We start from the raw sequence: 22,348 nt of genomic DNA on the forward strand, positions 1-22,348 counted from the left end.
GGCATGCCGCAGAGGATGATCCTGATCGGCAACCCGGATAACCGCCGCACGGCGGGGCTGCAGAACGCGCGGGCGAAGCTGGGGCTGCCGCCGGCCGTCGTGCTGCCGTACGCCGGGCTGCTGGACGGCAGCGCGTCGCTCGCGCAGGCGGCAAGCCTCGCCGGGGCGGCGTCACAGCCGGCGGGCGCCCGCGCCCCGCTGCTGCGGCTGGACGCGCCCGGCGAACTCTTCGCGGTGGAGCGCGGGCTGATCGCCCTGGGCGCCCCCGACCACGAAGAGGCGGCGTACGGCGACCGGCTGCTTCCGTTCGGGCACCGCAGCGATCCGCAGCCGCTCTCCGTGCGGTCCGCGCATGCGCTTGCGGAGCAGGAGGGACGGCAGTATCACCCGTCCCAATGGTTCCGCGGTTTTGCGCGGCTGCTTGACCGCCTGCGGCGGGGAGCGGAGGAGCTGTGGCCGCAGCCGCGGTGGACGAACGCGCCGGAGGACATTGCCGGCATGTTCGACAAGCGGCAGACGCACCGCATCCTGTCCGCCGCCGGCGTGCCGGTGCCCCGCCTCCTGGCTCCGCCGGAGGAGATCGCGGACAGCGAGGCGCTTCGCGGGCTGATGCTCTCCCGGCGGGTTCACCGGGTCTTCGTGAAGCTCGCGTCCGGCTCGGGCGCCTGCGGTGTCGTCGCTTACCGCATCAACCCGCTTACGGGCGCGGAGCAGGCGGTCACGACTGTCGGCGTCGAGAATTACGGCGCCCGCGCCCCGGTATTTTATAACGCGATGAAACCCAGGCGTTATACGGACAAATCCGTGATCAGCCAAGTGCTGAACTGGCTGCTGAGGCACGGCGCCCACGTCGAGCAGTGGATCGCGAAGGCGTCTTACGGCGGCGGATCGTACGACATCCGCCAGCTTGTCGTGGCGGGTGAAGCCTGCCACAGCATCGCCCGTGTAAGCCGCACGCCGATCACGAACCTTCACCTGCGCAGCGAGCGGGTAAGCGTGGAGGAGCTCGGCCTTGCGCCGGGCGTCCGCGAAAGAGCTGCGGCCTGCGCCGAGAAGGCGCTGGCCGCTTTTCCGCGCTCCGCCGCAGCGGGAATCGATGTCCTGCTCGACAGCGCTTCGCATGCGCCCTACATACTTGACATCAATCCGTTCGGGGATTTGCTGTACCGTGTCGTTCATAAGGGAATGGACCCTTATGAATGGCAGATGAGCCGGCTCTACGGCGGCTCCGCCGAAACGGCGGCTGCGGCCGGAGACGCGGCTGCGGCCAAAGGCAGCGCCGCCTCCGGGGCTGCCGAAGCTGCGGGTTCCGCCGGATTTTCCCGAGCCGGGAGTTCCGGGAAACCGGAAGCGGCAGCGGCGTCACCGGACGGGGGAGGAACGCTTCTATGAATATGAACGAGATTGTCGGCACTCACGACATTCTGATGATTACGCTGGATACGCTGCGTTACGACGCCGCCGTGCTGGAGGAAGCCAACTGCCCGAACTTGTGCGGCGGCGGCTCCTGGGAGAAGCGGCATACGCCCGGAAGCTTTACGTATGCGGCGCATCACGCTTTTTTCGGCGGTTTTCTGCCGACTCCGGCGACGACGGACAAGTCGCAGCATATCCGTCTTTTCCACTCGAAAAACACGGGGCTTAAAACCCATCCCCATACATGGCTGTTCGACACACCCGATCTCGTATCCGGTCTTCAGGAAGAAGGCTACCGGACGATCTGTATCGGGGGTGTAATTTTTTTTACGAAAAAAGTTCCGCTCGCCCGGGTGCTCCCCGGCTATTTTCAGGAGAGCTACTGGCGTATGACCTTCGGGGTGACGAACCCGCGCTCCACCGAGCACCAGGTCAATCATGCGCTCAAGCTGCTCCAGCGGACGGAGCCGGACGAGAAGCTGTTTATGTTCCTGAACGTTTCGGCCATACACGGGCCGAATCATTATTTTCTCCCGGGTGCGAAGAAAGATTCGGTTGAGAGTCAGAGAGCGGCGCTCCGGTATGTGGACGGCCAGCTCGGCCGTTTGTTCGATGCGATGAGAGAACGGGAGCGGCCGGTATTGTGCCTGGCCTTCTCCGATCACGGAACGTGCTACGGCGAAGACGGCTACGAAGGCCACCGGCTGGCGCACGAAGCGGTGTGGAATGTGCCGTACCGCGAGTTTATTTTGTAAATTGAAGAAAAGGAAGTGAAGGCCGATGTCCTCTTCTCAAATGAGGAACAAGCTTGAACAGGCAGCTGAAGAAATGTCCGTTTCCGCTTGGGAAGAACAGATTCGTTCCGCGCCTTACCGCTCGTACTTGTATTCTTATCCGCACAAGACGGCTTACCGGGAGCTGGAGAGAAAAATCCCGCTGGAGGAGCTGTGGGCGGACGAGCCGGCGGAAACTTTCCTCTTATATATGCATATTCCGTTCTGCGGGGCGCGCTGCGGTTTTTGCAATTTGTTCACCCTGCCGGATAAAAGGACCGGCGCCCACGAGCAGTATGTCGATGCGCTGGAGCGGCAGGCCCGCCAGTGGGCGCCTCATGTCGCGCACAAGAAATTCGCGCGTTTTGCCGTCGGAGGAGGAACGCCTACGCTGCTGGAACCGGCGCTGCTTGACCGTGTCTTCCGGATAGCGGAAGATGTTATGGGCCTCGACAGCGGAGAAGCTTCGATCTCGGTCGAAACCTCGCCGGAGACGGTCACCGCAGAGCGCCTGGACATTTTGCGGGCGCACCGGGTGGACCGTGTGAGCATGGGCATCCAGAGCTTTGTGGACGCGGAGGCGGCGGCCATCTACCGTCCGCAGATGCCCCTGGTGGTCGAGAAAGCGCTGGAGCAGTTAAAACGGGTCAAGTTTCCGATCCTTAATCTCGACCTTATTTACGGACTGCCGGGCCAGACCGTGCAGACGTGGCTTTATTCCCTGGAACGGGCGCTTGCCTACGAGCCGGAAGAAATCTTTATTTACCCGCTTTATACGCGGGACCATACGATCGTCAAGCCCGAAGAGATCCGGCAGCGGGGCACGGATATCCGCATGGCCTGCTATACGGCGGCGCGCGACCGTCTCCTGGCTGCGGGGTATACGCAGTATTCGATGAGGCGGTTCGCCCGTGCGAACGCTTCGTCGCCCAAGACGCTTCTGCCGTACGGCTGCCAGGAAGAAGGCATGGTCGGTCTCGGCTGCGGAGCCCGCTCGTACACGAAGAACGTGCACTACGCGACCCGCTATGCGGTAAGCCGCAGCGCGACGGCCGGCATTATCGCGGACTATGTGGCTGCGGAGCGCCATGACCTCATCGACTACGGCTTTGTCTTGGACGAGGCGGAACAGAAGCGGCGCTTCATTCTGAAGGCGCTTCTCCACCGGGAGGGGCTGGAGCTGGCCTCCTACGTCAGCCGTTTCGGCACGGAGGCGCTGGAGGACTATCCCGAGCTGAACCGGCTGACGGAAACCGGGCTGGCCGAGCATGTGCCGGGGACCGGGACAGGCGCGGGAGCAGGAGCAGGCGGGATCTTCCGGCTGACGGACGACGGGATCGCCCTCTCCGATTCCATCGGAGACTGGTTTATCTCCCCCGAAACCCGCGTCCGGATGGAAGGATACACCTTCGCATGAAGGCGACGCTGTATTACCGGGGGAGCCTCTCGTCGTGCAATTACGACTGTCCGTACTGTCCGTTCAGCAAGAACAAGGACAGTGCGGCTACGCTGGCGAAGGACCGGCGGCAGGTGGAAGCTTTCACGGACTGGGCGGAGAGTCAGGGCGCCGAAGGCCACCGCCTGTCGGTTTTCTTCAACCCTTACGGCGAAGGGCTGACCCACCGCTGGTATAAGGAGGCCATGATCCGCCTGTCGCATATGGAACATGTGGACAAAGTCGCGATTCAGACGAATTTATCCGCCGGACTCGCATGGACCGGGGAACTGAATCCGCATAAAGCCGCTTTCTGGGTGACCTATCACCCCGGGCAGACGACGGAGGAGAAATTTTTGGGACAGGTTATGCGGCTGCACAACCGGCAAATCCCGTTCAGCGTCGGATCCGTGGGCGTCAAAAGCGCTTTCGGCCGGCTGGAGTCGCTCCGCCGTTCGCTGCCTTCCGACGTGTATATGTGGGTCAATGCGTTCAAGGACAAACCGGATTATTATTCGGAAGAAGATATGGCCTTCCTGAGGAGCCTCGATCCGCTTTTCGATCTGAACGCCGAGGATTACGAGAGCCGGGGACGGGCGTGCGGCACGGGTCTCGACGTTTTCTACGTCCAGGGGCCCGGCATAGTCAAACGCTGCTACAAAGACCGCCGGGTCATCGGCCATTTGTACCGGGACGGCCTGGACGCGCTCTCGCGTCCGCGCCCGTGCCGGATGGACTGCTGCGACTGCTACATCGGCTATATCCATATGCCGGATCTGCAGCTTCGCAGCCAATACGGCGAGGGACTGCTCGAACGCATAGCGGAGGCCGGTTTTACCGGAACGGACGGTGAAAATCGTAAGCTCAACGTGCGCAGTCCGCTTCATTTTTACGGATAAAAGAAGGAACACGCCCTGCGGGGTCGTATGTTATACCGTACGGAAGAGAAAAAGCCGGACAAAGGACACGTAAAGGGGGAAGATAACGACGTGGAAATCCGCAAACCGATTCCCGAGGAAATTCAGCAGATCCGCAGGCTTTCGCCCCAGGCTCTTGCGGAGGGAACGCTCGGCAATGCCGAGCCGAACCGGGACAAGGTGAGACAGCTCGTAGATCCCCTTCTGAAAAAAGGCTGCTATTATCTGATCGCAGCGGAAGAGAAGCGGCTGGCCGGATGGGTACTGATCGGGGAGAGTAAAGACTCGTTTACCGACCGGACAATCGGGTTTGTGTACGAGCTCTATGTGCTTGAGCCGTACAGAGGACGCGGTATCTCCAGGCGGCTAATGCAGGAAGCAGTGGAGCAGCTTAAAAGCCAAGGATACCCGGAAGTGCGGCTCAGCGTCTATGCCGGAAATCACGCGCTTCATCTGTACGAGTCGCTGGGTTTCGCTCCGAGAACGATTACGATGACACTTCCTTTATAACCAGCCGATTGAAAAGCCTATTTCCCCTGGAGGAAGTAGGCTTTTTAAGTTGGGATCGAAAATATTATTTCAAAATTCACAAATTTGTAGAATTATTATTTCACCGCCACTATAATACTACTAAAGGATAGCATGAGAGCGCTCTCATTTTTTGTTGGCGAAGATTTTTTCAGATGACCCCGGGTTATCCCGGTTCTTCATCCTCCGCTTCTCTTGTCCCCGGTTTTACTCCTGCATCCCTTTCTTTTAACCTTTCGTAAAAAGGTGGTAGGCAGACATGATTCCGATTCCGAAAACGCGTTCTTTCCGCATCGCCTTGTTCTGGCGTCATTTCGCCAACTATTTCGTCGTTATTCTGATTCCCGTTATTGTCGCCTGCACACTGGCTCATTTCCTTGTCGTCTCTCTGATCGAGAAGGATGCGCAGAAATTAAACCGCGTCATTATGAGCCGTTTCTCCGAACAGACGGACACCGCTTTTAATTCCCTGAAAACGAACATGATTAACATGCTCAGCACCTCCAATATCCGCAGCCTGCTTAAGGAAACCGGAGACCTGTCAGGTGAAAACCCACGCCGTACGGAACTGATCCACTCTCTGAGAGAGCAGCTGATCAAGCTGCAAGCGGATGAACTGGTGACGAAAGCGTATCTGGTATTCGTTCAACATGATCTTGTCATTGATGTGGATACGTATACGGATAAGGGGTATTATTTCGATTTCCGCTATCCGATGGATGCCGGAGAGAAGGCGGCATACCTGGCGAAATTTACAAACCGGAAAATGATGGAGTTTACGGAACCGAAGCCGGACGGCTCCGCGATGTCCGCCTTGATGAGCTATCCGTTCAATACGGATGCTCCCGACGTGTACCTGGTGGTGGATGTGAACCGGGACAAATTGCGGCAGTTGATCGATATCGGGGAAAACTGGGTGGCCGGTACCGCCATACTCGGAAGCCGGGGAGAAATTATCAGCTCGAACGGGGTGGTGTCGGACGGCATCAGCCGGCTTCCGTCACCTCTGATTGCCGCCTCTGGCGAATCCAAATTTCTGATTACGGAAGATAAAGCGATTTCGCTGGTTAAATCCCGTTTTGACGACACGTCCTATTATTTAAGCCTTGTCGATTTGCCTACGCTTATGAAGCCTGCCCATCTTACGCGGCAGATCAGCTGGATTTTTCTTGCTTTTTTCATTGTGGTGGGGAGTTTCGTCTCGTATTATTTGAGCCGGCGCATGTACCGGCCCATTCTGGAGATCAAAGAAGGTCTGAAATCCCACGGCTCTGTCCAGGCGCTGCAAGTGCGAAGCGACGGAAACGATTACGATGTGATCAAACGGTTTTCGCAGCTGATCATTTCGGAAAACAAACAGCTTAACCAGCGGGTGGCGGGGATGTTTCCGATCGTGCAGGAGCATTTTGTGACCAAAATTTTGCTGGGCGAATACAGGGACGCTCTCTCCATCGAGACATATGCCGGGGAAATCGGGTTTACCTATACGAAGAAAGCGGCGCGGACCGTGCTAGGCATAGCCCTGCACTATGATCCGGACGTGTACGGCCGGATGTCGGAGACGTCCAAATCGTTCCTGATGGCGGAGCTTAAGGAGCGCATTCTTCAGCTCGTTCCCTCCACGATCTGGCTGTGCGGAACTAAGCCCGATTTGCTGGTGTGCGTCATTCAGAAGGACCCCTTCCTCAGCCTGAACCCGGAAGAGGACGCAAACCTGATCCGGGCGGCTTTGCAGCTTTACGGCGGCTATTTCAAAGCGACGATCGGCATCGGCGGCACGGTATACGGGATCGAAGAGCTTCACCTGTCTTACGAACAGGCCGTATCCGCCTTGCAGCGCCGGGGACTGAGCGCCGGCGTCGAGATTTGCAGCGGGGAAGGCGCCCCCGATCCGGCCGCGTGCGAACCGTTCCTGAACGCGCAGGAAGTAGCGCGTATTCTGAACCGGTACAAAACGCGCGACTACGACAAGCTGCTGCTGTCGGCTTACGAAATGGTGGAGGAAGCCGTGCGCAAAAACGGCACGGCCGTTCAGATCAAATATTTGTGCACGGACATTTTAAACACGTGGGTGCGGGCAGTGGAGACCGACCGGAAAGACTTTAACGTGCCTTTTTATGCGGGACTGTTCGATAAAGTTAACGCCTGCATGACGCTGGAGGAAGTAAAGCGCTGCTTCCTGGAGTTTCACGGGCTGCTTTTCCAAACTTCCAAGCCGGATGAACGGGCAGGTAAATTTACCGACATTCTGGCCTATATTCACGAGCATTACGATGAAGAGCTGTCGATCGAACAATTTGCGAATTCCATGAATATGTCTGTGGGACATTTCAGCCGGACCTTCAAGGAAGAAGTCGGGGAGAAATACGTAGAGTACATCGCCAAGTACCGGCTGGTCAAAGCGAAAGAACTGCTTCTTCAAACGGATTTGAAAATGGACGATATCGCCGAAAAAGTCGGTTACTGGGGAAGAAATTCGTTTATCCGGATGTTCCGGAAATACGAAGGGATCACCCCGGCGAAATACCGGACGATTCATCAGTAAACGGAGCAGGACTCCTTATTTTCCGGAGTCTCTTTTTTTTCCTGAACCTGACCGGAAAGCCGCGTCCCGCAGTGCATAAAGGAAAAGGCATCCGGGCACAAATATGCACGCTTTACGGCAAACGGCGGGTTCTCTATAGTTAGGCCATCACCACTTGCAAGCGCTTACTTAGAAGGAGGAGGAGGTCATGACGAAGAGTTCCCGCTTCTGGTATCTCGTCAGAAAACACAAAGCGCTCTACCTGCTGATGCTTCCCGGGATCTTGTACTATATCATTTTCAAGTACGTGCCCATGTACGGCATCATTATCGCCTTCCAGGATTTTTCCATCGGCCGGGGCATCCTCGAAAGCAAATTCGTAGGGCTGAAGCATTTTATCGAATTTTTCTACGTCACGCCTGATTCCTGGAAGCTGATCCGCAATACGGTCATGCTCAACGTGTACGATCTGCTGTTTCATTTCCCGGCTCCGATCGTGCTCGCCATTTTATTCCACGAGCTGCGGAACAAATGGTTCAAAGGGTTTGTCCAAAGCGTCAGCTATATGCCCCACTTTCTTTCCACCGTCGTGATCGCGGGCATTCTCGTGACGTTTCTGTCACCGACGACCGGGGTCGTCAACCACTTTCTCGTGAAAATATTCGGAATGGAGCCCGTCATGTTCCTGGGCATTCCCGAATGGTTCCGGACGATTTACGTAAGCTCCGAAATCTGGCAGAAGATCGGCTGGGGCACGATTCTGTACCTGGCGGCCATCGCCGGCATCGATCCCACGCTTTACGAAGCGGCCAAAATGGACGGAGCGAACCGGTTCCAGCAGATTCGCCATATTACACTAGTGGGCATGCTGCCGGTCATGATCGTCCTGTTCGTGCTGACGCTCGGTCATTTTATGGAAACGGGCTTCCAGAAAATTTTGCTCCTTTACAATTCCATGAACTACGAAACGTCGGACGTGATCAATACCTTCGTGTACAGGCGCGGGATTCTCGATTCCGATTTCAGCTTCGCGACGGCCGTCGGCCTGTTCCAGTCTGTCATCGGGCTTATTCTGGTCGTCACGGCCAACCGGATCGTACGCAAATATTCCGAGACGAGTCTGTGGTAGGAGGGGGACAGCGATGAAAATCAAAGCCAGTCTGGGGTCCAAAGTGTTTGACACGCTCAACGTCGTTCTGATGCTGCTGCTGGTCATAGTCATGATTTATCCGATGGTCTATGTATTCTCGGCATCGATCTCCAATAAAGCCCTGGTGGCGAGCGGTGAGGTGCTGCTTTTTCCGAAGCAGGTTACGCTGGTCGCCTACGAACGGCTCGTTACCAACCCCGATCTGTGGATCAGCTACTGGAATACGATCCGGTACACCGTTCTTCATGTGATACTTACTCTAATCGTGACAGCGGCGATGGCCTATCCTTTATCGAAAAAATGGCTGCCCGGCCGCAGAACCATTCTGCTTCTGGCCGCGTTTACGCTGCTGTTCAGCGGGGGCATGATTCCGACCTTCCTGGTCGTTCAAAAGCTCGGCATGCTCGATACCGTCTGGTCGATCGTCCTCCCGTCCCTCGTTTCAACGTGGTACCTGTTTATTATGCGGACGTTCTTCGAGGCGCTGCCCGAGGAGCTGGAGGACGCCGCCACGATCGACGGCTGCAGTTCTTTTCAGGTGCTGCTGCGGATCGTCCTTCCGCTTTCCATGCCGGTCATGGCCACAATCGGCCTGTTCACGGCGGTCAATCAGTGGAACGCTTTCTTCGACGCGCTGATCTATCTCAATGACAGAAGCATGTATCCCTTGCAGATTATGCTGCGAAACATTCTCATCGCGGGAACGAGCGTTCAGGGCGAGGGGGATTTGAATCATCTGGAGACGCTCAAATACGCGATGATCATGATCGCTACGCTTCCGATCCTGTGCGTCTATCCGTTTATCCAGAAATATTTCGTACAGGGCAGTATGATCGGCGGCATTAAAGGCTAGAAATCCAGCTAGTTCTGAATTCCCAAGGAATTCATGGCTATAGAGTAAAGTTCGCGCTAGGCGGGGCGGCAGGACCAGTAAAGCCGGCCAGTAGACCGGAAGCTACCATTATGGGGAGGTTCGGAAATGAAAAAAAGACCGTTTGCCGTGATTTTGTCCGTCGCTTTGCTTGCCGGAGCCGTTGCGGCGGGATGTTCCAGCAAGGATCAAGGGGCTTCACCCGGGGAAGGCGGTGGATCGGATTCCAAGAAACCCGTTAAATTTTCATGGCTGGCGTACGACCGTGTGGAAGGAAAAGTGCGGCAGGACTGGGAGATTTTCAAAGAGATCGAGAAAAAGACCGGCGTCAGCGTCGATTTCCAGATTGTCAGCCAGGAAGGACTCACCGAGAAAAGACAGATCATGATCGCCACGAACTCCGTCACCGATTTTATCCAGGTGAGCACCCAGGAGGGCAGAGAGCACGGTCCCGACAAAGTGTTTCTGAACTTGAAGGACTATCTGGACAAAGCGCCGAACCTCAAAGCTTTCTACGAGAAATACCCGGAAGCCAAAGCGGTCGCCAGCGGAGCCGACGGCGGCATATATACGGTGCCCGTAATCGAAGGGGACGCCGAAGGCAAAGGCTTTAACTTCATCTGGTACACCCGCAAAGACTTGATGGATAAGTACGGGCTGAAGCCGCCGACAAACTTGGATGAATTTTACGGGTTCCTGAAGTCTTATAAGGAGAAAGAACCGAATTCGTATCCGCTCATTCCCAATGCGATCGTAGGCGATACGGGACTGTATACCGTGTTCGGCCGGGCGTTTACAGGCATCCAGGGCTTCTTCAACATCGACCCGACGACCGATAAATATGCGTTCGCCCCGTATCATAAAGGCTACAAAGATTCGCTCGTTTTCCTGAATAAGCTGTATACCGAAAAGCTGCTCGATCCCGAGTATTCCCTGCTCACCCAGGCCCAGTGGGAGGAACGCATCCTGAAAGGCAGGTCGCTTGTCACTTACTTCTGGAAGGCGGATCTGGAGTCGCTAACGGACAAAGGCCGCAAAGCGGGCACCCCTGCTTTCGAACTCGACGCGATTCCGCAGTTTGCCGCGGACGGCATCAAAAATTACCAGTTCTCCCGTCCCGTAATCGGAGCCGTAGGGCGGGCGATTTCCGCAAAGGTCAAAGACAAAGACCGGGCGGTCCAGTTCCTGGACTATCTCGTCAGCGAGGAAGGCTCGAACTACCTGTCCCTCGGAATCGAGGGCAAAACCTACACGATGGAAAACGGCAAGCCCGTTTATATGAAAGAATTCGGTGCTTCCCCGTTCAATACGCTGCGTAAGGATTGGGGCGTCTGGTACGACCTGATCACGCTGGACAATGCGAAATCGCGTGAAGTCTGGGAACGCGGGCTGAGCGACAAGAGCAAAGATATCAACAAACGGTATGAGCCGTTTATCGTGCCGTCCCCGAAACAGATTGTCAAAACGGAGGAAGAACTGGAACTGGAAAAATCGAAACTGAACAACCTCAACAAGTTCCTGGAGCAGAAATTAACGGAATTCGTCACCGGGAAAACACCGATCAACGATACGACTTACCAGCAATTCCTGGATCAGGTCAAGAAAATGGGCGCGGACGATCTGCTGAACATGTACAATACGGCCTACACCCGGACCTATGGCAAAAAGTAGACCTTGAGCCGGGTACAAGGACAGTACCAATCGTACGAAGGAGGGAAAACTGTGGCAGCAGCGGAAAAGCTGAAAGTCATCGATACCGACGTTCACAATGAACAGGACGACTCTGCTCTCGTCCCGTATTTGCCGGAGCCCTGGAAATCCAGGGTGGCCTCCACGGGTATCGGTTACTCGGGCTCCGGTTATTATTCGCCGATCGGCGTGATGAAGAAGGACTCGATTCCGCCGGGAGGAGGCAGAGCGGGGTCCGATCCCGACTTCATGATCAAGCAGCTCATCGAAGGCTATAACGTCGAGTACGCCGTCCTGACGGGTGTCGTCTACAACATTTCGACGACGCACGACCCGGACTATGCGGCGGCCGTCTGCTCCGCCTACAACGACTTTCTTATCGCCGAGTGGCTCGGCAAACATAAGGCGTTCAAAGGCGCCATGGCGGTATCGACGCTGGACCCGCAGCTCGCCGCCAGGGAGATCGACCGGATCGGGGATCATCCCGATATCGTCGAAGTGATCATCTCCAGCGCCGCACGCTGGCCGCTGGGGCACCGCTTCTACCACCCGATCTACGAAGCGGCGCAGCGGCACGGCCTGCCCGTCGCCATTCATCCGGGTGCCGAAGGAGGGGGCAGCTCGACCGCGCCTACGGCGGCCGGATATCCGGCGAGATACATCGAGTGGCATACGTGCCTGTCCCAAATGTTCATGGCCCATTTGGTCAGCCTCGTATGCGAGGGCGTATTCGCCAAGTTCCCCGGCCTGAAGGTTGTGCTCGTCGAGGGCGGCATTGCCTGGCTGCCGCCGCTGATGTGGCGGCTCGACAAGAACTACAAGGCGCTCCGCTCCACGGTGCCGTGGCTGACCAAGATGCCGAGCCAATACGTCGCGGAGCACTGCTTCCTGACGACGCAGCCGATCGAGGAACCCGACAATCCGCAGCATCTGGCCGACTTGTTCAACATGTTCGACGCGGAGAACATGATACTTTATTCCAGCGACTATCCGCACTGGGACTTTGACGCGCCGGATATGATTCTGCGCAAGCTGAAGCCGGAAGCCCGGCGCAAAATCTTTTACGAGAATGCGAAGAAGCTGTATAACTTATCGTAAACGGAGGGCCGTGTGATTATGGCGGTACACGATGTGCTGGGTACGGAAGACATTCCCGAAGGCGGGCATGTCCTGGTCGAGGTGGAAGGACGGGAAATCTGTATTTACCGGATCGGCGGGGAATTCTACGCGCTTCACAATTACTGTCCGCACCAGGGAGCGCCGATGTGTGCGGGTCTCGTCTCCGGGACGAATCTCTCGTCAGGTGTTTACGAATACGATTACAGCCGCAAGGGCGAAATTGTGCGCTGCCCTTGGCACGGTTGGGAATTCGACATCAAAACCGGGAAGTCTTTGTTCAGCGACCGGACCCGGATCAAGAAATATGAGCTGGACATTAAGGAAGGCCGGATTGGTATAGTGCTTGGAAACCGGTGAACATAGCCGTCAAAATGGCCAAGAGCTGCGTTATGCGGCTCTTTTTTGTGTTTAAACCTCATCAAAGCCCGTATGCAGACTCATCGCATAGTGGAACCGAACGCCGGTCAAAACAGTATTACCCTGTAAACGCAAACAAAAGGAGGCCTTCGATTTATGAGAATCAGACTTATCCTTGCGGTGTTGACCGTTTTGATGCTGTCAGGCTGTTCGTTTCTGGAAGGCGTAAACAATACCTTGAACTATGGAGAAGAAGCGAAAACGTATCTCCAGGAAGCGGCCGCTTTCGCCGAAAACCTGCCTGCCGCCGCCCGCGAAGCCGCCACCGATCCCCAAGCTGGAGAGAAAGTGAAAAAAGAACTGGAAGCGATGCGCGAGAACATTTCCAGTTTTAACGGGCTGGATGCGCCGGGCTTTGCCGAAGACCTGCATAATCAGATCGTCGGATATAACGAAACGATGCTGGGCACGATTAACGGACATCTGGATCAGCTTAACAGCCAGGTGCTCGATTATAAATCGCTGCTCCAGTCTCCGGTGATTCAGCAGGTCAACGAAATGAAGCAGCTTACCGAGAAGATTCAGAACCTGGGTCAGTAGACCAGGCGGATAACACGGCCTTCTAACAGGAAAAAGAAACGGCCGGAACGATGAATATCCAAGCCCGAGAGGGCTTTTTTTGTTGGAGCGATACCGGCCCGAAGGCAGCACAGACCAGCGCTGCGGCGCAAGCGGATGAACAACCGGAACGGCACGCGGGTCAATTTCTCGGCGGCCTTTCCTTCATATAAGAGGAAGGGGTGCGTCCGGTCATTTTTTTGAATATCCGCTGAAAATACGATACATCCTCGTAGCCGACAAATTCGGCGATCTCGCCGATCGTCAGCAGCGAATCCATCAGCATATAGACGGCCTTCTTCACCCGAACGGAATGGACATATTCGCTGATCGTTTGCCCCGTTACTTTTTTAAAAAGAGCGGCGGCATAGTTGGGGCTCTTCGAGATGAATCCGCCTAGCTCGTCTTTCGTCACTTTCTCGCGGTAATGGTCGCGGATATACTGTTTCATCCGTTCCGCGTGTTTTCCCGTTTCACTCAAAACGGCCGTCTGATCCGCTTCACGGCTAAGCAGAGCGAGCATTTCCAGCAGAATGGCTTGTCCGCGGATCAGGGCGTACGGTTCGTTCTCTTTCCAATCGGAATAGCATTTGCGGGTCCGTTCGAGCAAAAATTCGGCCATGCCGGATCGCATTTTTATCCATGGTTTGCTCAGCAGCGGCAGCTCGTGACCTATATCGGTAAGATGGAAGCTTGCGACATATTTGTTGTGCAGAAAGGTCGGAATGCTTTTGCCGTAATAGGATACACCCTCTCTAATCAGGAGCAGGTCGCCTTTCTCCAGCATAATTTTGTCGTTTTCGATCCAATACAGGCAGCGGCCGTAGCTCAGCATGATAAATGAAGCGGCCGCACTGCCGCCGGGCCCGCTTTCTTCGTACCATTCCGTCAGCCGGTCGTGCCGAATGTTTGTTAATTTGATCATGGTTCCCTCTTCATAAAACATACTATAGTACAATTGCAATACTATAGTTCATTTTCTCCCGAACGGAAACGAATTACAATAGGGACAACCAAAGAAGAGGAAGGACCGATCATATGCGGAAGACAAAAATTGTATGCACCATGGGGCCCTCATGCCGCTCCGTCGAGGTATTGAAGGAATTGATCGCAGCCGGAATGAACGTGGCAAGAATTAACATGGCTCACGGAGAGCTGGAAGACCACAGCCTGCAGATCAGCCGGATCCGCCAGGCGGCGAAAGAAACGGGCGCCATCGTGCCTGTATTAATGGACATCAAAGGACCGGAAGTACGGATCGGCCTGCTCAAGGAAGCGTCGTGCGAAGTGAAAGCGGGAGATAGCCTCACGCTGACAAGCGAAGAAATCGCGGGAGACAGCACGCGCATTTCGGTCAATTATGCGGAACTGCCGCAGGTCGTGAAGGCCGGGGATAAAATCCTGATCGACGACGGGCTGATTGAGCTGAGAGTCGTTTCGGCGGCGGGAACGGAAGTGTCGTGCGAAGTGATCAATGGCGGTGTTATCAAACCGCGCAAAGGGGTTAACCTGCCGGGCGTGCATACCACGCTCCCCGGAGTCACGGAGCGGGACATCCGCCATATCGAATTCGGCATCCGCGAAAAGATTGAGATCATTGCCATGTCCTTCGTGCGCAAAGCGGAAGACGTGCTTACGGTCCGTCAGCTGCTGGAGGAACAAGGCTGCAGTCATATTCAGATCATTTCCAAAATCGAAAACCAGGAAGGCGTAGACGAGCTGGAGGCCATCGTGGAAGCATCGGACGGAATCATGGTAGCCCGCGGGGACCTGGGAGTTGAAATTCCGGTCGAAGATGTCCCGGTCATCCAGAAAGTGATGATCGAATCCTGCAACCGTGCGGGCAAGCCGGTTATTGTCGCCACTCAAATGCTGGATTCGATGCAGATCAATCCCCGCCCGACCCGGGCCGAAGTGAGCGACGTCGCAAACGCCGTTCTTCAGGGCTCCGACGCGATCATGCTGTCGGGGGAGACGGCGGCCGGCAAGTATCCGGTCGAGTCGGTGCGCACGATGGGCACGATCGCGAGGAAAGCCGAGGGGCTTTACATGGCGGAGGCGGGCCGCCGGCAGGCGGACGTTCCCGCGGAGGTCAACGTAACGGAGATTATCAGTCAGGCTGCCGTCAGCGCTTCGGAGGCGATCGGAGCGAAAGCGATTCTGACGCCGACGATGAGCGGGTATACGCCGCGGATGGTGTCCAAGCACAGACCGAAGGCTCCGATCATCGCCATTGCGCCGAGCGACGAGGTTCTGAACAAATTGTGCCTGCTGTGGGGCGTGCTGCCCGTCAAAGGCGAGTTTGTGCAGACGACCGACGACATGTTCAAGGCCGCAGTATCCAGCGGCACCGCGCACGGGCTGCTGCAAAGCGGAGATTACACCGTCATCACGGCCGGAGTGCCGATCGGCAAAACGGGAACGACGAATCTGATTAAAATCATGCAGGTATAGAAAGAAAGCCTTCCGGCGGCGGAAGGCTTTTTTTGCAAGCATGGCCGTTATTCGCCCGCTTTCCTTTTATGGTCGTGATAAAGACAGCCCTGCACGCTTCCGCCATGCAACATTTTCCAAATAATGGAGTCTAAAGGGTAGAACTTTTGAAAGGTGGAAAAGGGACCCATGAAAACGGCATTTCTGCTGGCTTTCCTTCTTGCGGTAAACACGATCTCCGTTTCCGGTCCGCAATCGGCTTCGGGAATCAGCTCCAAGGAGGCTCTATCTATCGCCCAAAGCCATGTTCAGGACCGGAAGGCGGAATGGAAAGTCGGTTTGACGCGGCATGCTTTCGAGACGTCGGGAGAGGAGGCGGGACAAGGCGAAGCGTCCGCAGGACTCACAGAGAAACGGAAGATTTGGCAGGTGGAGGCGACATTCGAATACGGAAACAAGGAAGTCTATTACATCGACGCGTCCAGCGGCAAGCTGCTGAGCTTGTCGGAGATCGAGGCTCCCGAAAGCGGCTTGCGCGTACTGCCCGTCGCGCTGGAATCAGGGCTGCCCGCTCAGCCGTCTTCTCAGGAAACAGGTGTATGGGCTCCGGGAACTGCCGCAGTCCCGAGCTCTCTGAACGTGAGCCTGGAAGAGACTAAAGGCGGGTTCCGGCTGAAACTGGCCGAAGAAAAGAATACGACGGCCACGGTGATGCAGTCTCTCGTTTCCCCCGACAACGGAAAAACCGTCCTGCACCTCGTCCGGAGAACATCTCCGGACGAGGGAGGAACGCGGTACCGCCTTGATCTTCTAGCCGTGCAGCCTGCGAAAAAGACGTTCAAGGTGTTTCCGTTTGCAGATCTGAAAATGGGCGACACTTATTCGACCGATACGCTGGCCATGGGATACGGTTTTAGGGACGACTCTCATGTCGTCATGATCCAGCCTGCCGGAAAAGCGGACGGAGCGGGAATCGGCTACCGGATCGTTTCGCTGGATGTGAGCAGCGGACGGCTTCGTGAGCTGGCGGCCGATGTCCCTCCCGATCTGTCGCCCGATTTTCTGGCATCCGGCTGGTTGAACGCGGACGGAAGCAAGCTGTACTTGAACAGCTACCGCGGGGGCAAGTTGTGGGTCGCGGACCTTGCGCGCGGAGGAGTCAAAGAGCTTGACGGCACTTTCAGCCACACCTGGCCGGTGTCCCGCTTGTTCAAATCGCCGGACGGGGAACGCTTCTGGTATGAGAAGGACGGCTATCGGCTGTATGACGGCAAAGGTGTCAAGCTGGCCGATCTGCCGGCGGATGCGGGCCTGCATTCGAACCCGGCGTTCAAATGGAGTCCGGACAGCCGCTACGCCGCTTACGAGTATACGTTCACGAACAGCGAAGAGAACGTGATAGGCGGAGAAGCTTACAAGCTGATTGCTCCGCAGGGGATCAAGTTTTTCAGCCGGGACGGAAAACCGGCGTGGAGTACCGATGCGCGCGAGTTGAAGCACGGGGACCGGCTGGAGCTTCGCGGCTGGATCGGCGGAGGTGAAAGCTTCGGCAGGGCCGCAAGCAACGCAAGCGCGGACAGCGGCGAGAGAAGCCGCGGCGCCGGAAGCCTCAGTGCAGCCGTGCTGCGCAGCTACAACGTGGAGCGGGCGGAAGACCGCGAGCCGAGGAAAACGGACTCGGTCTATCATCTCGTGCAGCCCGCAACCGGGAAGCTGGCGAAGCTGAGCGAGGCAAAGCTTGCCGATCTGCATCATCCGCAGATCGTCCGGGGGGAGTCCGGCGCGCTGATGCTGGTAGACGCGGGGAGCGCCCTCTACACGATTATCGGCGACGAGACGAATTCGCAGCGGACGGTGAAGATGCTCCCGTCATCGGACCCGAAGCGGCTGCTATGGGCGGAAACCGACTATGTCAAAGATACGGTGACGATAACCGCGTATGACATCGCGACGAAAAAAGCCCGGTCCACCGAAACGAAAGATTTGTCGGCGGGCGACCTGCAAGCGGCCGGTGACTCCTATGTCATCGATTCGGGCTTAAGCTACCTCAACCTTCCTTGACCTAAGCACGGCATGCCGGCAAGCTCCCGTCACAGAATCCGCCTCCGGGCGGATTTTATTTTGCGCTTCTAAGAAAAGGAGGATTCGCGCAGGGATCTTTTGCGGTATAATGGACAGATGTACGTAACGATGATGTGGAGGCACGGCCAGATTGAGAAACTATCCATTTGCATTTGATCCGACAAAACCTTTCGTTCAGCAGGCAAGCGACTGGATTGCCGATGTGTTTTACGAGCTTCTGCCGGAAGCCGGTTTTGAAGTGAGAGATGAACAAATTTATATGGCGTTTCAACTGGAGAGGGCATACCAGGAGAAACAGACCATCTTTGCGGAAGCGGGAGTGGGAACCGGGAAAACGCTGGTCTATCTGCTCTACGCTCTTACTTATGCCCGCTACACGCGAAAGCCCGCGATTATCGCATGCGCGGACGAATCGCTGATCGAGCAGCTGGTCAAACCCGAAGGGGACATCGCCAAGCTTGCCCGTCACCTGGATCTGACGATTGACGCCCGGATGGGCAAGTCGCAGCACCAGTACATCTGCCTGAATAAGCTGGACGATACCCGGGGCGGCGGCTCCGGCGACGAGGAAGTCTTCAGCGACATTTATCACGGTCTTCCCGCGTTCGTCCACTACCCGGACACGCTCCAGTCCTTCTATCCGTACGGCAACCGTAAGGAATACCCCGAGCTGACGGACGAGCAGTGGGACCGGATCGGCTGGGACGTGTTCCAGGACTGTCTCGTCTGCAGCCAGCGCCACCGCTGCGGCCAGACGCTGTCACGCGAGCATTACCGCAAGTCCGCCGACCTGATTATTTGTTCCCATGATTTCTATATGGAACATGTCTGGACTTACGAGGCCCGGAAACGGGAAGGCCAGCTGCCTCTTCTGCCGGAGCACAGCTCCGTCGTTTTCGACGAAGGGCACCTGCTGGAAACGGCCGCGCAGAACGCGCTCACTTACAAATTGAAGCATTCGGTATTTGAAAGCATCGTCATCCGGCTTCTGGAAGGCGAGGTCAGAGAAACGCTGGCGCTGGCTATCGAAGAAGCGATCGTCCAGAGTGAAACATTGTTCCGCGTGCTGGAAAGCGGCAGCTACTCCGTCCCGGCCTCGGACCGGAAGGAATTCGCCTGGAGCGAAGAATTGAAACGGGAAGTAAGCCGGTTCCGGCAGCTGATCGACGTGATCGAAGAAGAGCTTGTGTTCGAAAGCGGACTGTCCACACTGGATGATTACCAGCTCAAGATCGTCGAGGAGCACCTGGAAATGATTCAGCTTGCTTTGAGTTTATTCGATAAGCCGGGGCAGTTGATTTCATGGGTTACGGAAGATTCCGACGGAATTACCCTGGTCATCATGCCGAAGATGGTTAAGGAAATTTTAAGAGACCGCGTGTTTTCGAAAAAAATGCCGGTCGTCTTTTCTTCGGCGACCTTGTCCGTCAACGGTTCTTTCGACTATATGGCGGGCAGCCTGGGCATCGAAAGCTTCCTTTCGTTCTCCGTTCCTTCGCCTTACGATTACGGCTCTCAAATGAAGGCGGGCCTGTATCCCGACAAGCCGGAAGAAGACAAAACCGGCCGGGTTCTCGAACTGCTCAAGGAATCCGACGGCCGGGCGCTTATCCTGTTCCCGTCCCGTGAGGCGCTGGGAACGTTCAGACAAGGTTTGGCGCTGTATCCCGAGTCTGCCGATTACCGGTTTTTGTTCGAAGGCTCGGCTGAAATCAGCCACCTCATCTCGTCTTTTCAGAATGACGAAGAAAGTGTCCTTTGCGCGGTAACGCTGTGGGAAGGGCTTGACATACCGGGACCGTCTTTGTCCCATGTAATCGTCTGGGAGCTTCCGTTTCCTCCGGACGATCCCGTCTTCGCGGCCAAGCGTAAAGATTCGGCTCAGCCGTACGAAGACGTGGACATGCCGTACATGCTGCTCCGCCTCAGGCAGGGCATCGGGCGGTTAATCCGCTCACGCGACGACCGGGGCACGGTATCCGTGCTCGGCCGTGATCTGGATAATCCCGCGGTCAGAGAACAGATCCGTGGGCTTCTTCCGGATTAAGCGACTGGCAATTGTTGCCGATTCCCGGCGTTTCCGCTATGATAAACAAGATGCTTCCGGTCCGTATTCCGTATTTCGCGTAAAATACAGGCCGGACGATAAATTGAATAACTCGGTACAGGTGCTTGCCGCTGAAATTTTAACGCGGTACAGCTTAATAGGGAAGTCCGGTGCAATACCGGCGCGGTCCCGCCACTGTAACAGAAGAGTCGCAGCAACGATTGTCACTGGTATTCGTACCGGGAAGACTGCTGCCGATGATGACGCTGATAGCCAGGAGACCTGCCTGTATCCGTAACACGAACAACCTACGGGAGATAGGGAGGTGTTAGATGCGTGCCATAAAAATCACGGGCGTCTTTCCCTTTGTCTGTAAACGAAGGGGGAGGCGCTTTTTTGCATGGACAGCCATCAAAAAATGAACGGTCGAGGTGAGGACTTGCATTCGGTTTTCAACAAGGAACGGGATCGGGAATCAGGAGAAGCCGGAAGAGTTCGTCCCGCTTCTCCAAGTAAGTACGAAACGGCGCGGCGGCAAACCGCTTTTCCGGTTATGCTCGGCGGCTTAATTCTTCTCCTGCTGCTTTCCGTAACGGCTGCCGTCATGCTCGGTTCCGTACGGATCGAACCGGTCACGGTATGGAAAATCGCTTTTTCGCACATGCCTGGACTCGGAAGCCTGATCGAGCAGGATTGGACGAAAGCGCAGGAGCATATTATCTGGAACATCCGCTTTCCGCGCGTCCTGCTCGGTGTTGTCGTCGGGGCCGGCTTATCCGCGGTGGGGGTAACGATCCAGGCGCTAATCCGCAATTCGCTCGGCGATCCTTACATACTCGGAGTATCGTCCGGTTCGTCGGTTGCGGCCACCCTTGTTCTCCTGTTCGGGGGATTCTCGTTCCTGGGTGCTTACGCGCTGCCGGTATCGGCCTTTATCGGCTCCCTTATCGCCATGGCGCTTGTGTTTACCTTCGCAAAGGTCGGAGGACGCATTTCGACTACCCGGCTGCTGCTTGCGGGAACCGCCGTGGCGAGCATGATGTCGGCGTTTACGAGCTTCATCGTCACGATGGCGCCGAACGCCCAGGGCATCCGCTCCGTCGTTTACTGGCTGATGGGCAGTCTGGCCGGCGCCAAGTGGGAATATCTGACCGCACCGGCTCTGATTGTCGTGTCCGGCATTCTGTTCCTGCTCTTTCAGCACCGGGCCTTGAACGCTCTTCTCGTGGGTGAAGGAGCAGCGGGGACGATGGGAGTCAATGTGCCGGCGTTCCGGACCTGCCTGGTCATCGTAACCGCGCTGATTACGGGAACGATCGTATCCGTCAGCGGTTCGATCGGTTTTGTCGGCCTGATGATCCCCCACATCGTCCGGCTGATGCTCGGCTCCGACCACCGCAAAGTGCTGCCGGTCAGCGTTCTGTTCGGGGCGGTCTATGTCATATGGGCCGACGTTCTGGCCCGGCTCGTACTTGCGCCGGAAGAACTGCCGATCGGTATCGTGACGGCGATTTGCGGCGGCCCGTTCTTCATCTGGCTGCTCCGCAGAAGCTCATACGCATTCGGAGGAACTTCAAAATGAACCTGGAAGCGAATCGTCTTTCCCTGAGCATAGGGGGCAAGAAAATTCTCGATTCCGTTAATCTTGCCGTCCGCGAAGGCGAGTTTATCGGCCTGATCGGACCGAACGGGAGCGGTAAATCAACCCTGCTTAAATCGCTCTACCGCGAGCTTAAACCGGATGCGGGACAAGTGTTTCTGGACGAGCGGGAACTGCTGGGCATGCCTTACAAAAAAGCGGCCGAACTTATGGCCGTCGTCAGCCAGGAATCATCCGTCGAGTTCGATTTCAGCGTCGCGGACATGGTTCTGATGGGGAGATACCCCCACAAGAAATGGTACGAAAGCGATACGGAAGCGGACCTGGAAATATGCCGGGGGGCTCTGGAAACGGTCGGACTCCGTGAATTCGGAGAACGCAGCTTCGCGACCTTGTCCGGCGGCGAGAAGCAGCGGGTGCTTATCGCGCGTGCGCTGGCCCAGCAGGCGAAGTTGCTCATTCTGGACGAGCCGACGAACCATCTGGATATCCGCTACCAGCTGCAGATTATGGAGCTTGTCCGCTCGCTGGGAATCACGACGCTGGCCGCCCTTCACGATCTGAATATGGCGGCTTACTATTGCGACCGTTTATACATCATCAGCGAGGGGGAAATAGCGGCGGAAGGCACTCCCGAGGAGCTTCTGGTCCCTGCTGTTCTCCGGGACATATTCGGCGTACACGCCGAGGTGAACCGGCACGCCTTGACGGGCAAGCTCGTCATTACGTACTTGCCGGAATCTTTTTATAACGCCGGATTATAACGGACGGAGGAATTATTTTGAAAGA

The 22,348-nt window shown here is 56.4% G+C and carries 18 protein-coding genes and 1 riboswitch; of the genes, 17 read left to right on the forward strand and 1 reads right to left on the reverse strand.

Annotated features, from left to right (window positions below; genetic code table 11):
• Positions 1–3 precede the first annotated feature (3 nt).
• The 12 genes from ABC395_RS11155 to ABC395_RS11210 all read left to right on the forward strand — a co-directional run bounded on the left by ABC395_RS11155 (position 4) and on the right by ABC395_RS11210 (position 13,379).
• Positions 4–1,392: an STM4014 family protein gene (locus ABC395_RS11155; RefSeq protein ID WP_413003026.1), complete on the forward strand. Its 1,389-nt coding sequence runs from the start codon at positions 4–6 to the stop codon at positions 1,390–1,392.
• Positions 1,389–2,171, forward strand: coding sequence for an STM4013/SEN3800 family hydrolase (locus ABC395_RS11160; protein ID WP_413003028.1), 783 nt, complete (start codon positions 1,389–1,391; stop codon positions 2,169–2,171). Before ABC395_RS11155 ends, ABC395_RS11160 begins: the two co-directional genes overlap by 4 nt.
• A gap of 25 nt (positions 2,172–2,196) precedes the next feature.
• Entirely contained in the window at positions 2,197–3,606 is a 1,410-nt protein-coding gene (locus ABC395_RS11165) for an STM4012 family radical SAM protein (protein ID WP_413003030.1), read from the forward strand.
• Positions 3,603–4,523, forward strand: a complete 921-nt coding sequence (locus ABC395_RS11170) for an STM4011 family radical SAM protein (RefSeq protein ID WP_413003031.1) — start codon at positions 3,603–3,605, stop codon at positions 4,521–4,523. The genes ABC395_RS11165 and ABC395_RS11170 overlap by 4 nt, the downstream gene beginning before the upstream one ends.
• Before the next feature lie 90 nt (positions 4,524–4,613).
• Positions 4,614–5,051: a GNAT family N-acetyltransferase gene (locus ABC395_RS11175; protein WP_413006723.1), complete on the forward strand. Its 438-nt coding sequence runs from the start codon at positions 4,614–4,616 to the stop codon at positions 5,049–5,051.
• 277 nt (positions 5,052–5,328) lie between these two features.
• Complete coding sequence (locus ABC395_RS11180) at positions 5,329–7,614, forward strand: helix-turn-helix domain-containing protein (protein ID WP_413003033.1); 2,286 nt, start codon at positions 5,329–5,331, stop codon at positions 7,612–7,614.
• 187 nt (positions 7,615–7,801) lie between these two features.
• Positions 7,802–8,722 carry an ABC transporter permease gene (locus ABC395_RS11185; protein WP_413003035.1) on the forward strand — a complete coding sequence of 307 codons (921 nt, stop codon included), beginning with the start codon at positions 7,802–7,804 and terminating at the stop codon, positions 8,720–8,722.
• Positions 8,723–8,735: 13 nt separating this feature from the next.
• The gene (locus ABC395_RS11190) at positions 8,736–9,596 is read left to right on the forward strand and encodes a carbohydrate ABC transporter permease (protein WP_413003037.1); all 861 of its coding nucleotides are present in this window, start codon (positions 8,736–8,738) and stop codon (positions 9,594–9,596) included.
• Between the two features lie 126 nt (positions 9,597–9,722).
• Complete coding sequence (locus ABC395_RS11195) at positions 9,723–11,285, forward strand: extracellular solute-binding protein (protein ID WP_413003041.1); 1,563 nt, start codon at positions 9,723–9,725, stop codon at positions 11,283–11,285.
• A 51-nt stretch (positions 11,286–11,336) separates the two neighbouring features.
• Positions 11,337–12,401: an amidohydrolase family protein gene (locus ABC395_RS11200; protein WP_413003043.1), complete on the forward strand. Its 1,065-nt coding sequence runs from the start codon at positions 11,337–11,339 to the stop codon at positions 12,399–12,401.
• An 18-nt stretch (positions 12,402–12,419) separates the two neighbouring features.
• Entirely contained in the window at positions 12,420–12,779 is a 360-nt protein-coding gene (locus ABC395_RS11205) for a Rieske (2Fe-2S) protein (RefSeq protein WP_413003045.1), read from the forward strand.
• Positions 12,780–12,935: 156 nt separating this feature from the next.
• On the forward strand, positions 12,936–13,379 hold the full coding sequence (locus ABC395_RS11210) for a DUF6376 family protein (RefSeq protein ID WP_413003046.1): 444 nt from the start codon (positions 12,936–12,938) through the stop codon (positions 13,377–13,379).
• A gap of 160 nt (positions 13,380–13,539) precedes the next feature.
• Here ABC395_RS11210 and ABC395_RS11215 read toward each other — a convergent pair whose 3' ends face one another.
• Positions 13,540–14,322 (reverse strand): helix-turn-helix domain-containing protein, encoded by a 783-nt coding sequence (locus ABC395_RS11215; protein ID WP_413003048.1) that lies wholly within the window; start codon positions 14,320–14,322, stop codon positions 13,540–13,542.
• A gap of 113 nt (positions 14,323–14,435) precedes the next feature.
• On the opposite strand from ABC395_RS11215, the gene pyk reads away from it, so the two are divergent.
• From pyk to ABC395_RS11240, 5 genes are all read left to right on the forward strand, one after another.
• Positions 14,436–15,851, forward strand: coding sequence for a pyruvate kinase (gene pyk, locus ABC395_RS11220; RefSeq protein ID WP_413003050.1), 1,416 nt, complete (start codon positions 14,436–14,438; stop codon positions 15,849–15,851).
• A gap of 168 nt (positions 15,852–16,019) precedes the next feature.
• Positions 16,020–17,891 carry a hypothetical protein gene (locus tag ABC395_RS11225; protein WP_413003052.1) on the forward strand — a complete coding sequence of 624 codons (1,872 nt, stop codon included), beginning with the start codon at positions 16,020–16,022 and terminating at the stop codon, positions 17,889–17,891.
• A 151-nt stretch (positions 17,892–18,042) separates the two neighbouring features.
• On the forward strand, positions 18,043–19,959 hold the full coding sequence (locus tag ABC395_RS11230) for an ATP-dependent DNA helicase (protein WP_413003053.1): 1,917 nt from the start codon (positions 18,043–18,045) through the stop codon (positions 19,957–19,959).
• A 102-nt stretch (positions 19,960–20,061) separates the two neighbouring features.
• Positions 20,062–20,263, forward strand: a riboswitch (cobalamin riboswitch).
• Positions 20,264–20,512: 249 nt separating this feature from the next.
• Entirely contained in the window at positions 20,513–21,541 is a 1,029-nt protein-coding gene (locus ABC395_RS11235) for a FecCD family ABC transporter permease (protein ID WP_413006724.1), read from the forward strand.
• Positions 21,538–22,323: an ABC transporter ATP-binding protein gene (locus tag ABC395_RS11240; RefSeq protein ID WP_413003055.1), complete on the forward strand. Its 786-nt coding sequence runs from the start codon at positions 21,538–21,540 to the stop codon at positions 22,321–22,323. The genes ABC395_RS11235 and ABC395_RS11240 overlap by 4 nt, the downstream gene beginning before the upstream one ends.
• Positions 22,324–22,348: the final 25 nt, after the last annotated feature.

The organism is Paenibacillus canaveralius (genome assembly GCF_047238265.1).
Lineage (GTDB): Bacteria > Bacillota > Bacilli > Paenibacillales > NBRC-103111 > Paenibacillus_F.